This window comes from Agrobacterium sp. ICMP 6402 (assembly GCF_009498615.1).
GTDB classification, from domain to species: domain Bacteria; phylum Pseudomonadota; class Alphaproteobacteria; order Rhizobiales; family Rhizobiaceae; genus Agrobacterium; species Agrobacterium burrii.
On sequence record NZ_QSNV01000001.1, the window covers coordinates 1,464,538 to 1,476,877 of the forward strand.

15 protein-coding genes and 2 tRNA genes are annotated in these 12,340 nt (G+C 58.2%); 7 read left to right on the plus strand and 10 right to left on the minus strand.

Annotation, left to right across the window (positions count from 1 at the left end):
• The first annotated feature begins 49 nt into the window (after window positions 1–49).
• Window positions 50–319, plus strand: a complete 270-nt coding sequence (locus DXT96_RS07475; protein WP_035224285.1) for a DUF982 domain-containing protein — start codon at window positions 50–52, stop codon at window positions 317–319.
• Between the two features lie 215 nt (window positions 320–534).
• Entirely contained in the window at window positions 535–1,677 is a 1,143-nt protein-coding gene (locus DXT96_RS07480; RefSeq protein WP_153514035.1) for a ceramide glucosyltransferase, read from the plus strand.
• A gap of 47 nt (window positions 1,678–1,724) precedes the next feature.
• Here DXT96_RS07480 and DXT96_RS07485 read toward each other — a convergent pair whose 3' ends face one another.
• On the minus strand, window positions 1,725–2,228 hold the full coding sequence (locus tag DXT96_RS07485) for a translation initiation factor 2 (protein ID WP_246670531.1): 504 nt from the start codon (window positions 2,226–2,228) through the stop codon (window positions 1,725–1,727).
• A 327-nt stretch (window positions 2,229–2,555) separates the two neighbouring features.
• Window positions 2,556–2,632: transfer RNA gene (locus DXT96_RS07490), tRNA-Pro, on the minus strand.
• 263 nt (window positions 2,633–2,895) lie between these two features.
• On the opposite strand from DXT96_RS07490, the gene DXT96_RS07495 reads away from it, so the two are divergent.
• Window positions 2,896–3,201, plus strand: coding sequence for an ETC complex I subunit (locus tag DXT96_RS07495; RefSeq protein WP_149897356.1), 306 nt, complete (start codon window positions 2,896–2,898; stop codon window positions 3,199–3,201).
• Between the two features lie 51 nt (window positions 3,202–3,252).
• Window positions 3,253–3,329, plus strand: a tRNA-Arg gene (locus DXT96_RS07500).
• Between the two features lie 55 nt (window positions 3,330–3,384).
• On the opposite strand, the gene DXT96_RS07505 is transcribed toward DXT96_RS07500, so the two are convergent.
• The 3 genes from DXT96_RS07505 to DXT96_RS07515 form a co-directional block, all read right to left on the minus strand.
• A complete protein-coding gene (locus tag DXT96_RS07505; protein WP_153514036.1) occupies window positions 3,385–3,603 on the minus strand; it encodes a hypothetical protein in 219 nt (72 codons plus the stop codon).
• 118 nt (window positions 3,604–3,721) lie between these two features.
• Window positions 3,722–4,111, minus strand: a complete 390-nt coding sequence (locus tag DXT96_RS27380) for a hypothetical protein (RefSeq protein WP_153514236.1) — start codon at window positions 4,109–4,111, stop codon at window positions 3,722–3,724.
• Between the two features lie 216 nt (window positions 4,112–4,327).
• On the minus strand, window positions 4,328–4,483 hold the full coding sequence (locus DXT96_RS07515; protein ID WP_153514037.1) for a hypothetical protein: 156 nt from the start codon (window positions 4,481–4,483) through the stop codon (window positions 4,328–4,330).
• A 237-nt stretch (window positions 4,484–4,720) separates the two neighbouring features.
• Here DXT96_RS07515 and DXT96_RS07520 point away from each other — a divergent pair, with 237 nt between their 5' ends.
• From DXT96_RS07520 to DXT96_RS07530, 3 genes are read left to right on the plus strand one after another with little or no spacing between them, the layout of a single operon-like run.
• The gene (locus tag DXT96_RS07520; protein WP_153514038.1) at window positions 4,721–6,019 is read left to right on the plus strand and encodes an efflux RND transporter periplasmic adaptor subunit; all 1,299 of its coding nucleotides are present in this window, start codon (window positions 4,721–4,723) and stop codon (window positions 6,017–6,019) included.
• Between the two features lie 14 nt (window positions 6,020–6,033).
• On the plus strand, window positions 6,034–6,753 hold the full coding sequence (locus tag DXT96_RS07525) for an ABC transporter ATP-binding protein (RefSeq protein WP_149897353.1): 720 nt from the start codon (window positions 6,034–6,036) through the stop codon (window positions 6,751–6,753).
• Window positions 6,743–7,951 carry an ABC transporter permease gene (locus DXT96_RS07530; RefSeq protein WP_153514039.1) on the plus strand — a complete coding sequence of 403 codons (1,209 nt, stop codon included), beginning with the start codon at window positions 6,743–6,745 and terminating at the stop codon, window positions 7,949–7,951. Before DXT96_RS07525 ends, DXT96_RS07530 begins: the two co-directional genes overlap by 11 nt.
• Window positions 7,952–8,123: 172 nt before the next feature.
• Here the strand turns inward: DXT96_RS07530 and sufA are convergent, their stop codons facing one another.
• From sufA to sufC, 5 genes are all read right to left on the minus strand, one after another.
• Window positions 8,124–8,513 carry a Fe-S cluster assembly scaffold SufA gene (sufA, locus tag DXT96_RS07535; RefSeq protein ID WP_153514040.1) on the minus strand — a complete coding sequence of 130 codons (390 nt, stop codon included), beginning with the start codon at window positions 8,511–8,513 and terminating at the stop codon, window positions 8,124–8,126.
• Between the two features lie 106 nt (window positions 8,514–8,619).
• Window positions 8,620–9,003 (minus strand): SUF system Fe-S cluster assembly protein, encoded by a 384-nt coding sequence (locus DXT96_RS07540; protein ID WP_149898086.1) that lies wholly within the window; start codon window positions 9,001–9,003, stop codon window positions 8,620–8,622.
• A gap of 37 nt (window positions 9,004–9,040) precedes the next feature.
• On the minus strand, window positions 9,041–10,291 hold the full coding sequence (locus tag DXT96_RS07545) for a cysteine desulfurase (RefSeq protein WP_153514041.1): 1,251 nt from the start codon (window positions 10,289–10,291) through the stop codon (window positions 9,041–9,043).
• Complete coding sequence (gene sufD / locus DXT96_RS07550; protein WP_153514042.1) at window positions 10,284–11,555, minus strand: Fe-S cluster assembly protein SufD; 1,272 nt, start codon at window positions 11,553–11,555, stop codon at window positions 10,284–10,286. Before sufD ends, DXT96_RS07545 begins: the two co-directional genes overlap by 8 nt.
• A gap of 22 nt (window positions 11,556–11,577) precedes the next feature.
• Complete coding sequence (sufC, locus tag DXT96_RS07555; protein ID WP_149897348.1) at window positions 11,578–12,333, minus strand: Fe-S cluster assembly ATPase SufC; 756 nt, start codon at window positions 12,331–12,333, stop codon at window positions 11,578–11,580.
• Between the last annotated feature and the right edge of the window lie 7 nt (window positions 12,334–12,340).

The following is a 12,340-nucleotide window of genomic DNA, read 5'->3' on the forward strand; positions in this document are numbered from 1 at the left end:
TGGGAGAGAGAACAGCCGTCAAGGCACCTGAAACAGGGAGGAGAATGATATGCTGATAAACAGAACCGAGCCGTGTCACCACGCCTCGTGGATGAAGCCGGTGGCGATCCACCTGCCGCTGTGCGTCGCCGTGGAAATCTACAGCCCGCTGGTGGCGCTGGACATGCTGATGTACCGCTGGCCGGAAGAACATGGGCCGGAATATGAAGAAGCGCGCAGAAACTGCCTCGATGCTATCGCCGGCAGGTGCGACATCGAAAAAGCCCGAGAATCGTTTCTCGTCGCAAGCAGTCACGCGCATATTCTGAACATCCACTAAAGTTCATGCCATGGTGACGATTGGGCCCTTCTCCACGAAGGGCTTTTCTTTGCGATACGCCAGATGCTTAAGCGCCTTTTCCCGCGCCACGCAGCCTGCCCGCCCGCCGATGATGACATGTAACTGTCACCTAAACGTTATAATCGGCAAAGACGAATTCCATGGAATCGGTTGGCGGGTGAACCGCTGCAAGCTAGGGAGTGGAACTGGCCATCATGGAAACTGTCTTTGCCCTTTGCGCAATTCTGCTGCTTGCCTTCAATCTTCTCGGCATCGTTCTGGCCGGCTGGCGCCTGAGGCGGCGCGACACGGAAAACGTGCTTGTGCGGCAAAGGCCGCCGGTCTCTATCGTGGTGCCGTTGCGCGGCGTGGAAAACTTCACCCCGCTGACGCTGTCGCGGGCTTTCGAACTTGACTGGCCGGATTACGAGTTGCTGTTCTGCGTTGCCGATGAATTCGATCCGGTGATCGATGAGGTACGCCGGACAAGTGCTGCCTTCCCGACGATTTCGGCACAGGTTCTCATCGGCGACGACCGCATCAGCGCCAATCCGAAACTGAACAATTGCGTCAAGGGCTGGCGTGTCGCCCGGCATGAATGGGTCATCCTTGCCGATTCGAACGTGCTGATGCCGAAATCCTATGTAGCGACCATGATGTCGGCCTGGCGGCCGGATAGCGGGCTGGTCTGCTCGCCGCCCCTCGGCTCACGTCCGGCGGGCTTCTGGGCGCATGTGGAATGCGCTTTCCTCAACGGCTCGCAGGGCCGCTGGCAATATGCGGCGGAAGCGATCGGCATCGGTTTCGCACAGGGCAAGTCGATGTTGTGGAACAAGCCCTTCCTAGAGGACCATGGCGGCATCCGCGCGCTTGCCGCCGAAATCGCTGAAGACGCCGCCTCGACCAAACTGGTCCGAAACGCCGGCCGCAGGGTTCATCTGGTCTCGCCCCCTTTCGAACAACCGCTCGGCCAGCGCCATGTCGGCGAAATCTGGTCACGCCAGACCCGCTGGGCGCGGCTGAGGCGCGTGACCTTCCCGCAATATTTCGCACCTGAAATCCTGACCGGCGCGCTTCCCCCGCTGCTCTTCGCGCTCGCTGCCGCTGCGATGATGGACATGAACCTCGCCATCACCGCTTTTGCCGTGCTTGCCATCATGTATGTCCCGGAACTGGTGCTCGCAGCCCTCAACCGCTGGCCGTTATCCCTCTATACGCTGCCCGCCATGATCGCCCGGGATATAATCATGCCCGTCGTCTGGGCGCGCAGCTGGATCGGCAGCGCCGTGGCATGGCGCGGCAATGTTATGACGATCGGCACGGCGGAGAGCACTTTGGTCGGGCCTTCGGCGGATTGATCTGAGACCAATGCGGCCCGCCATGGATGGCGAGCCGCAGATTATCTTCACGACGTCGGAACGGACGGCTTGGCGGGAGCAGTTTTGACGGGCTTCGGTTTTGTCACCGGCTTTTGCTTTGCCTTGGAAATCGAAATCGGCTTCAACACGATCGTCGCGGGATTGGGATAATGGTCGAGCCCCGCCCCGGTCGCGCCATCAATGGCGACACCGATCAAACCTCCGGCGATCACATTGCCGGCCAAACCCAACGTTCCCTTGCCGCTCATTTTCGTATTAATGGCGACAGAGCCTTTTTCGTAGCCAGGCTTTTCAGCATGGGCGATCAAACTCTGGTTACGCTTGACCACCAGCGTACATGGAGACTTCGGGCATGATGGCCCGAGCGATGTGGTGATAACCGCATCCGGCGGTTCCGAGATGATCGTCACCGCCTCTTCGGTTCCACGCGTAATGGAGCCGCAAGACGAAAGCAAAGCGGCGGCTGAAATAGTAAAAATAAACTTAAACATTGTATCTCCAAAAATAAAAACGATTAATACATGCAGCAATAAAAGTAGTATTTCGAATAAATAATATCAATATTCACAGAAAACAATCTTAAATATATTATAAAAAATTAAATTACTATTCTTTAAGATATTCAAATAAGTTGCTTTTAACCGAATGCAGCCACTCAGAGAGGAGCGCCGAACAGTTGATAGAGACGGCGCGGCGCACGCCCGCACACATCGGGCTTGCGGGTTTATGGGGAAATTGAGAGGTAACCGGCCGACGCCGAAGGGGGCTCGGATACAGGATCGACAAGCCGAAAACGCAACTGAATACATCGCTTGAAGAAAGCAATGCAAAGCACTGATAAAAGGGGATTTTGAAAATGGTCGGAGTGGAGAGATTCGAACTCCCGACCCTCTGGTCCCAAACCAGATGCGCTACCAGACTGCGCTACACTCCGCCGAGGCGATGGCTGGGGAATACACGGTTCATCTGAAGTCCGCAACAGGGAAATTCATCTTTGTTCAGCATTACCGTGATTGGCAACACGGTGATGATGTGGCAAGACCGCCAACGGAAAGCAGGGGATAATCATCTTGACTCTCACAGGAAGTCAGTCCATTCCAAATTCAGCGTTCCTAACACGATTTGGTTATTCTATTCAGGTACGTGAATAGTAATCCGGGGTGTTACGCCCCGCCGCCCAACCGGAGCAGTTTCGACATGTCTGCGAAGATTTACCGCCCTGCAAAAACCGCCATGCAATCCGGCACGGCGAAGACCAATGTCTGGGTTCTGGAATTCGACGCCGAAGTTCCGCGCAAGATCGACCCGATCATGGGCTACACCTCCAGTTCCGACATGAAGCAGCAGGTCAAGCTGACATTCGAAACACAGGAACAGGCCGAAGCCTACGCGCAGCGCAAGGGCATCGAATACCGCGTCATCCTGCCGAAGGAAGCGACACGCAAGGTGGTATCCTACACCGACAATTTCCGTTTCAGCCGCACCCAGCCCTGGACGCACTGAAGAAGGACACGCTGAACGATTTTCAGCCGGAGCAACATAGCCCGGCACAACGGCCCCTTAGCTCAGCTGGATAGAGCGTCGACCTTCTAAGTCGAATGTCGCAGGTTCGAATCCTGCAGGGGTCGCCACCGCTTCTCACATTATCCATAGATAACGGGTTTGGATCCTATCGCAGACACGATATCAGTCCGGGCTTGCACCTCGGCTATTCTTAATCTTTCTCCATCGCAGGAGATAACCAAAGCCCGGTCCGATCAGCATTCCGCCTATAATCCACTCGACCAAGGTTAGGGGTCGCTCATCCGGATCGTGGCCAGTCACGTAAAGGAAGAGAAAAAACGCGGCCACCCCGCAAATCAAGAGCGTGATCGGAAAAAACAGACTGTTGCGAAAGTCGCTCATGTAACCCACCTCCCTTAGCCGTGTTGATAAGGGTATTGGGTATGAACCCGTTGGCAAGTGGCTTTTACAGCCGCGACAGCAAATTATCGTACGGGTGGTGTTGCGCCAGAAACAGTAATTACTGCGAAGGAAGTTCAAGACCGTTTGGCAATGAAATCCAAATGACGGTCTGGGCTTCTGGAGAATGTCGCGAAAGATGGCCTCTGCCATGTGTGTCTGCGACTAGCACAAAACTACCCGCTGACACATGGCGGACCTCCCCGTCGCTGGTCTCGTACTCAACGGAACCGTCAAGCCTAACCGTAAGGACCGGCTCGGGCACTCCATGCCAGCCAACTTCTCTCATTCCTGCCGGGATGTGGGTAATCCGGACGCGAGAGGCGGGATAACTGGCGGTCACATCAAATGGAACGGCGTCGGGATGAACTGATCCCTTAGTTGTTGGCAATTCGATTTCATCGAAATGAGACTCGCCATCTGGTGAGGCGTAGATTCGCAGGCACTTCATTAAGAATATCTCTCTGAAAAAGTGAGTTTGGCGATGCGTAGTCACTTATCATGATGAAGCCTGAACAGCTTATGACTTGACCGCTTCGGGCTAATAACCATCATTAAAATCAGCGGCGATACCCCGTAAGTCTAATCGTCTCCAGAGACACCCGCTTTAGCCGATTTGCATACTTTCGCCTTACCCAAGCAAGAGCGCAACGCCGGCCCTTACGCCCTACCCCTTCCCCATCAGCGTGAAATACCCCCAAGCCGCCACAAAAAACGCGATAACAACCGCAATCGTCAGCGCCTTCTTCGCTTTCGGCCCCAGCGGTTCACGCGGTTTTTTCGGCGGAACCGGTTTGCGGAACTGCACCACATTGTCGTTCATTCTATCATCGTCCTGAATGTCGCTGCTGAAGCCTCTGCCGTACAGGTGGCATCGGCCTTTCCGGAATTATCTCTAACAGACCAGAACTATCATAAATATTACCAAGTTTTCACTTCACCCTTGGGGCAAGCTATGTCACTTCCCACAATCAGAGGAATACAAATAGCAATGGACCGAGCGGAAAACACGGGGTGGCGACAATCCTCTGTGGTGTTTTGAATTTTGCAGGTGACGAGAATGAATGACGCCAACAGCCAAGGCCGTGACACGGAAAACAGCCAGCCCGATCTGCGGGAGATTCTGGGCACGACCAGATCCGGCAGGAAGAAGAAATCGCGTCGGTATCTTTATGTCGTGGCTGCCATCGTGCTGATCGGCGGCGGCCTCGGTTATTATTACCAGTCGCGTGCCGCAGGCGTCGCCTATAATTATGTCACCGAACCGGCAAAACAGGGTGATCTTTCCGTCATCGTCACCTCCACCGGCTCGGTTCAGCCAACCGATCAGGTCGATATATCGAGCGAATTGTCCGGCACGGTGCGCAAGGTCAACGTCACCTACAATACCCCGGTAAAGTCCGGCGATATTCTGGCCGAACTCGACACCAACAAGCTGGAGGCCGACGTGCAGAGCGCCCGCGCCAAGCTCGCCTCCGCCAAGGCCAACGTGCTGAAGGCGCGCGCCGATCTCGGCTCTGCAAAGACATCCATGGAGCGCCTGCGGTCCCTCGTGCAGAACCGGGTCTCCAGCCAGCAGGATCTGGACGCCGCACAGTTCAGCCACGATGCCGCCGCCGCCACGTTGCAGGTCAACGAGGCGACCGTGCTTTCGGCGGAAGCGGATCTGCGGCTCGCCGAGGTCAATCTCGGCAAGGCCAAGATCGTCTCGCCCATCGATGGCGTCATCCTCACCCGCAGCGTCGATCCGGGCGCCACTGTTGCCTCTTCGCTCAACGCCCCTGTTCTCTTCACCATCGCCGGTGATCTGCGCCACATGGAATTGCAGGTCTCGGTGGATGAGGCTGATGTCGGCAAGGTCGAGACCGGGCAGAAAGCGACATTCAATGTCGATGCCTATCCCGACCGCAGCTTCCCGGCCGAGATCGAAACCGTGCGTTTCGCCTCTGAAACCGTATCCAATGTGGTGACCTATAAGGGCATATTGACTGTCGATAATGAGGAGTTGCTGCTTCGCCCCGGCATGACGGCAACCGCCAATATCATCGTCGAGGAAATCAAGGACACGCTGCTGGTGCCTAATTCGGCGCTTCGATACACACCGCCGCGCGAATCCGCCTCCCGTGGCGGCGGGTTGATGAGCCTGTTCCGCCCGCCCCGCATGGGCCGGTCGCAGAACCGCGATGCGGGTCAGGCCGCGACGGGCAAAAGAACGGTCTGGGTGCTGCGCAACAACAATCCGGTCTCGGTCGCCATCGAAACCGGCTCCACCGACGGCCAGCATACCGTGGTAAAATCGGGCGAGCTGAAAGCCGATGATCTGGTGATTACCGACGCAACGGCCCGCAACGCCGGCTGACGGAGGAAAACCTGATGCAACAGCCGCCGCTCATTGAATTCCGCAACGTCGTCAAGCAATATGGCCGCGGGGAAGCAACCATTCGCGCGCTCGATGGCGTCAGCCTGTCGATCCACGAGAAGGAATTCGTCGCCATCATGGGGCCGTCAGGCTCGGGCAAATCTACCTCGATGAACATTATCGGCTGTCTGGATGTGCCAACAGCTGGCGAATATCTGTTTCAGGGCGTGCCGACCAGCGGCTTCGACAATGAGCACCTGACGCTGTTGCGCCGCCACATGCTGGGCTTCGTGTTTCAGGGCTTCAACCTTCTGTCGCGTACCTCAGCGGTGGAAAATGTCGAGCTGCCACTGGTCTATCGCGGCATGAAGGCGTCTGAACGGCGCGCTCGTGCCATGGAGGCACTGGCACAGGTGGGTTTGAAGGGGCGCGAGGATCACACCACCCAGGAGCTTTCCGGCGGCCAGCAGCAGCGTGTGGCCATTGCGCGGGCCATCGTTACCCGTCCTGCCCTGCTTCTGGCCGACGAGCCAACCGGCAATCTCGATACGAAGACCAGCAACGAGATCATGGAACTGATAACGGCGCTCAATCGCGACAGGGGCATCACGGTCGTCATGGTCACGCATGAAGAGGATATCGCCGCCCATGCGGGGCGCCTGCTGCGCTTCGTCGACGGGCATCTCGCCTCCGATAGCGCTGTGGACAAAAAGGAGAGCTCCGATGTTCTTTGAAACGTCGCGTCTGGCGCTACGCGCCATCAGCCGTAACCTTTTGCGCTCCTTCCTCACCGTGCTCGGCGTCGTCATTGGTGTGGCCGCCGTCATCGCCATGGTCACCATCGGCAATGGCACCACGGAGCAGGTGAAATCGGAATTGTCGCGGCTCGGCACCAACATGCTGTTCGTTCGCCCCGGCCAGTTCGGCCCCGGCCGTGCCAGCACCGAGGCGAAGCGCTTCGACGACCGCGATGTCGAGGCCATCCGCAACCAGATATCGGGCATTCGCGCCGTTGCGCCGCAAAACCGCAGCTCGGCCGCGACGGTCATTTTCGGCGGCAAGAACCACCAGACCAGCGTCATCGGCACCACCAACGACTATCTGATCGCGCAGGACTGGACCATCGCGCTCGGGCGCGACTTCCAGCCAGCCGAAGATCGCGGCGGCCAGATCGGCTGCATCATCGGCGAAACGGTGCGGCAGGAACTGTTCGGCGCGGAAAACCCGGTGGGACAGACGGTCCGCGTCAGCAATATCTCCTGTCCCGTTATTGGCGTTCTGGCTCGAAAGGGCCAATCCGGTCTCGGTGACGATCAGGACGACACGATCATCATGCCGCTGAAAATTCATCAGCGGCGCATCGGCGGCACCACCACCATTTCCTCGATCATGGTTTCGGCACAGGATGGCGTTTCAACCGCCAAGGTGCAGAGCGACCTGCAGAACCTGCTGCGCGAGCGCCGCCGCATCAACATCGGCCGCGAGGATGATTTCACCGTCAACGACATGACGCAGATCGCCTCGGCCATGACCGGCACCACGACGCTGCTGACCGGTCTCTTAGGCGCGGTCGCGGCCGTCAGCCTTCTGGTCGGCGGCATCGGCATCATGAACATCATGCTGGTCTCGGTGACGGAGCGCACCCGCGAAATCGGCATTCGCCTCGCCATCGGTGCGCTGGAAAAACAGGTGCTGACGCAGTTTCTGGTGGAAGCCGTCATGCTGTCGGCCTTCGGCGGCCTCGTCGGCATCCTGACCGGCCTCGGGCTGGCTTACAGCGTCGTCAACTTCCTCAACGTCCCCTTCGTCACCAGCCCGTCGATTATCTTCCTCGCTTTTGCCTTTTCAGCGGCTATCGGGGTGATCTTCGGTTATTTCCCGGCACGGCGCGCGGCGAGTTTAAGCCCGATTGAGGCGCTCAGGCACGAGTGATGGATGGGATTTCAGGCGGCAGTCGATTCATGCGGGAGTGGAGCAAAACCTCTCCTCCGTCATCCTCGGGCTTGACCCGAGGATCTAAGAACGTCTCATAAAATTTGACGGGGATGGATCCTCAGGTCAAGCCCGAGGATGACGTCGTGGGTGTGGTGGAAGCCGCATCAAATTAAACGCTGGCCTCAGCCTCACGCTGCTTCGCCAGCGCCGCCAGATCGGCGGGCTTCAACTCAACCGACTCGCCACAACCGCAGGCCGACGTCTGGTTCGGATTGTTGAAGGTGAAGCCGGAGCGCATCTTGGTCACTTCGAAATCCATCTGCGTGCCGAGCAGATAGAGCACGGCGGAAGGCTGAACCCAGACCCTGGCGCCATCGAATTCAACCAGATCGTCCTTGCCATCCGCTTCGGTCACGAGGTCGATGGTATATTCCATCCCCGCGCAGCCACCCTTCTTGATGCCGACGCGCACGCCCTTGGCATCCGGTCCGGAATTATCGACGATTGCTTTAACGCGCGAGGCGGCAGCCCCGGTCATGGTCATGATCGCAAAGCCCATGGGCCTAATTCTCCTTCGACAATCGAGTTCAAGGCTCGATGCTTATGGAATTCAATTTAAGTGCGCCTGACAGTGTCATCAAGAGATGACACCTGTCAAAATCGCGTCAGTACCAGCCGACGGCGACCTGCGCTTCTTCCGACATGCGTTCCGGCGTCCACGGCGGATCGAATGTCATCGACACGTCAACGCCGGAAACGCCTTCGACAGCACCAACCGCGTTTTCCACCCAGCCCGGCATTTCTCCGGCAACCGGGCAGCCGGGCGCTGTCAGCGTCATGACGATCTTGACCATGCGGTCATCTTCGATATCGATCTTGTAGATCAGACCGAGTTCGAAAATATCGGCCGGGATTTCCGGGTCGTAGACGGTTTTCAGCGCCGAGATCACGTCGTCGCTGAGACGCGCCAGTTCCTCGGGCGGAATGGAAGACGGCTTTGCCGCTTCTTCGGTCGCATCGGGTGTCTTTGCAGTGGCTTCCGCAGTCATGGTCTGATCCTCAATCCTGATCTCATCTATGCCGATATCAGGCGAAAAATTTACGCGCATAGTCCAGCGCCTCGACAAGAGCGTCTACCTCGGCGCGGGTATTGTAAAGGCCGAACGATGCCCGGCATGTGGAGGTGACGCCGAACCGTTTCAAGAGCGGCATGGCGCAATGGGTGCCGGCGCGCACGGCAACGCCGCGCCGGTCGATCACCATCGAGACGTCATGGGCATGGATGCCCGCAAGCTCGAACGAGAAAATGCCGCCCTTGTCAGGCGCATTGCCGATGATGCGCAGCGAATTGACTTCCCGCAGCCGCTCTGCAGCATAAGCTGCAAGATCAGCCTCGTGCGCGGCAATCGCGGCACGGCCGATATTGTCCATGTAATCCAGCGCATAACCAAGACCGATGGCCTGCACGATCGGCGGCGTACCCGCCTCGAAACGGTGCGGCGGCTCGTTATAAGTGACATTGTCTTCAGAGACGTCGAGGATCATCTCGCCGCCGCCCTGGAACGGCCGCATCTCGCGCAACCGGTCCGCCTTGCCGTAAAGCACGCCGATGCCCGAGGGACCGTAAAGCTTGTGGCCGGTCATGACATACCAGTCGCAATCGATATCGCGCACATCCACCGGCATGTGAACCGCACCCTGGCTACCGTCGACCAGCACCGGAATGCCGCGCTCATGGGCGATGCGGCAGATTTCCTTGACCGGAACGATGGTGCCGAGCGCATTCGACATATGGGTGATGGCGACGAGTTTGGTGCGCTCCGTCAGGCTCTTTTCGAAAGCCTCGATGTGAAACGCGCCGTCATCATCAACAGGCACCCAGACCAGCTTGGCGCCCTGCCGCTCGCGGATGAAATGCCATGGAACGATGTTGGAGTGGTGCTCCATAATCGAGATGACGATCTCGTCGCCCTCGCCGATCTTGGGCATGCCGTAACCATAAGCAACCGTATTGATCGCCTCGGTGGAGGATTTGGTGAAGACGATCTCGTCCACCGAACCGGCGTTGAGGAAACGGCGCACCTTTTCGCGCGCCGCCTCATAGGCGTCGGTGGCGGCATTGGAGAGGAAATGCAGGCCGCGATGCACATTGGCATACTCGTTCGCGTAAGCATGCGAAATAGCGTCGATCACCACCTGCGGTTTTTGAGCGGACGCGCCGTTGTCGAGATAGACCAGCGGCTTGCCATAGACCTCGCGCGACAGGATCGGAAAATCCCTGCGCACGGTTTCGACGTCATAAGGGGTCGCCAATGCGGCGCGTTCGCTCTCAGGCATGATGTTCCAGCCAGCCGGAGATGATGGCCTCCAGCGCCTCTACCAGATTTTCTTCTTCCAGTTCCTCGATGATCTCGGCGACGAAGGCGTTGACGAGCATTGCCCGCGCCTTTGCCCGAGGCACGCCGCGCGCCATCAGGTAATAGAGATGGTTGTCGTCGATATCGGCAACCGTCGCGCCGTGACCGCACTGAACGTCATCAGCGAAGATTTCAAGCTCAGGCTTTGCCGAGAACTCGCCGTCATCGGACATCAGCAGCGTGTTGCAGGCCATCTTCGCATCAGTCTTCTGGGCATCGGGCGCAACCCGGATCATGCCCTGGAAAATGCCCTTGGCGCGGTCGAACACCACGTTGCGGAACACTTCCGTCGAGGTCGTGTTCGGCACGTTGTGGCCAAGAACCATCGTCACGTCGGTATGGGTTTCGCCGCCCAACAGGTTGACGCCGCGAACGATGAGGTCAGTGCCCTCGCCTTCCACGTCGATGCGTAGCTCCTGCCGCACCAGCTTGCCGCCGGCATTGATGATGAAAATGCGAACCTTGGCATCCGCGCCGATTTTCATGCGCAGCTGGCCGAGATGGATATCGGCAGCACCTTGGCTTTGCAGGATGATCCACGTCGCTTCCACGCCATCTTCGATGACGATGTCGGTAACGGAGGAAACGAAGGCTGCATCCGAAGTCACCGAAAGGTGACGCTCAATGACGGTTGCCTTGGAACCCTTGCCGAAGCGGACCGGGAAGCGGCTGTGAATCTGACCGGCGCCATGGACGGCCTGTAATTCGATCGGCTTCTCAATCTCGGCATCATCAGGGATATCGAGCACCAGACCATCACGCACGAAGCTGCCGTTGATGCGGCCAATCACGTCGTCCTTGCTGGCTTCGGCAAGGCCTGTGGCCGCAGAACCATCAGCCAAGCTCTCGGCAAAGCGCGACACGCGGACGTCTTCGATCTTGCCGATATCGGCCGTGCCATGCTGCATATAGGCAACCAGAGAGCCGGCAACCGTCGGTGCCTGCTTCTCGATAACAGGCGCGGGCCGGTCTTCCGGAACGGTCCGCAGCAGGCTTTTCAGATCGGTATAGTGCCACGCCTCGATACGGCGTGTCGGAAGACCACCGGTCTTCAGATCGTCGAACAACACGTCGCGCGCGGCAACAACGGCGCCGTCACCGGGCAATTCGCTGAACTTGGCGGTATAGGCATCGACCAGCGCGGTTTCCGCTGGCGTCAGCCGGTTGGTAGCTTGAATGTTCATGGACATCACCTCCTGGCCAAATTCAGGCCGCTTCACCGATGATGTCGGCGTAACCATTGTTTTCCAGTTCCAGTGCGAGAGCCTTGTCACCCGAGCGGATGATCTTGCCCTTGTAGAGGACGTGGACGCTGTCAGGCACGATGTAGTCGAGCAGGCGCTGATAGTGGGTGATGACCACGACGGCGCGATCCGGCGACTTCAGCGCGTTGACGCCGTCAGCCACGATCTTCAGCGCGTCGATGTCGAGGCCGCTGTCGGTTTCATCGAGAACGCAAAGCTTCGGCTCCAAGAGCGCCATCTGCAGGATTTCGGCGCGCTTCTTCTCACCGCCGGAAAAGCCGACGTTGAGCGGACGCTTCAGCATGTCCATGTCGATCTTCAGATCGCCGGCAGCTTCCTTGACGCGGCGGATGAAGTCGGGCGTCGTCAGCTCGGACTCGCCGCGCGCCTTGCGCTGCTCGTTCATCGCAACCTTCAGGAACTGCATGGTGGCGACGCCCGGAATTTCGACCGGATACTGGAAGGCAAGGAAGATGCCCTTGGCAGCGCGTTCAGCCGCATCCAGTTCCAGAATGCTTTCGCCGTTGTAAAGAATGTCACCGGAGGTGACTTCGTAGTCTTCACGGCCCGACAGGATGTAGGACAGCGTCGACTTGCCGGAGCCGTTCGGCCCCATGATGGCGGCAACTTCACCAGCGGCAACCTTCAGGTTGAGACCCTTGATGATCTCGGTTTCGGTATCGGCGATCTTTGCGTGCAGGTCGATGATTTCAAGCATGGTTTTA

Bases quoted from the DNA above. Each gene is read 5' to 3' on its own strand.
- DXT96_RS07475 (WP_035224285.1), top strand. From the start codon at position 50: ATGCTGATAAACAGAACCGAGCCGTGTCACCACGCCTCGTGGATGAAG.
- DXT96_RS07480 (WP_153514035.1), top strand. From the start codon at position 535: ATGGAAACTGTCTTTGCCCTTTGCGCAATTCTGCTGCTTGCCTTCAAT.
- DXT96_RS07495 (WP_149897356.1), top strand. From the start codon at position 2,896: ATGTCTGCGAAGATTTACCGCCCTGCAAAAACCGCCATGCAATCCGGC.
- DXT96_RS07505 (WP_153514036.1), bottom strand. From the start codon at position 3,603: ATGAGCGACTTTCGCAACAGTCTGTTTTTTCCGATCACGCTCTTGATT.
- DXT96_RS27380 (WP_153514236.1), bottom strand. From the start codon at position 4,111: ATGAAGTGCCTGCGAATCTACGCCTCACCAGATGGCGAGTCTCATTTC.
- DXT96_RS07515 (WP_153514037.1), bottom strand. From the start codon at position 4,483: ATGAACGACAATGTGGTGCAGTTCCGCAAACCGGTTCCGCCGAAAAAA.
- DXT96_RS07520 (WP_153514038.1), top strand. From the start codon at position 4,721: ATGAATGACGCCAACAGCCAAGGCCGTGACACGGAAAACAGCCAGCCC.
- DXT96_RS07525 (WP_149897353.1), top strand. From the start codon at position 6,034: ATGCAACAGCCGCCGCTCATTGAATTCCGCAACGTCGTCAAGCAATAT.
- DXT96_RS07530 (WP_153514039.1), top strand. From the start codon at position 6,743: ATGTTCTTTGAAACGTCGCGTCTGGCGCTACGCGCCATCAGCCGTAAC.
- sufA (WP_153514040.1), bottom strand. From the start codon at position 8,513: ATGGGCTTTGCGATCATGACCATGACCGGGGCTGCCGCCTCGCGCGTT.
- DXT96_RS07540 (WP_149898086.1), bottom strand. From the start codon at position 9,003: ATGACTGCGGAAGCCACTGCAAAGACACCCGATGCGACCGAAGAAGCG.
- DXT96_RS07545 (WP_153514041.1), bottom strand. From the start codon at position 10,291: ATGCCTGAGAGCGAACGCGCCGCATTGGCGACCCCTTATGACGTCGAA.
- sufD (WP_153514042.1), bottom strand. From the start codon at position 11,555: ATGAACATTCAAGCTACCAACCGGCTGACGCCAGCGGAAACCGCGCTG.
- sufC (WP_149897348.1), bottom strand. From the start codon at position 12,333: ATGCTTGAAATCATCGACCTGCACGCAAAGATCGCCGATACCGAAACC.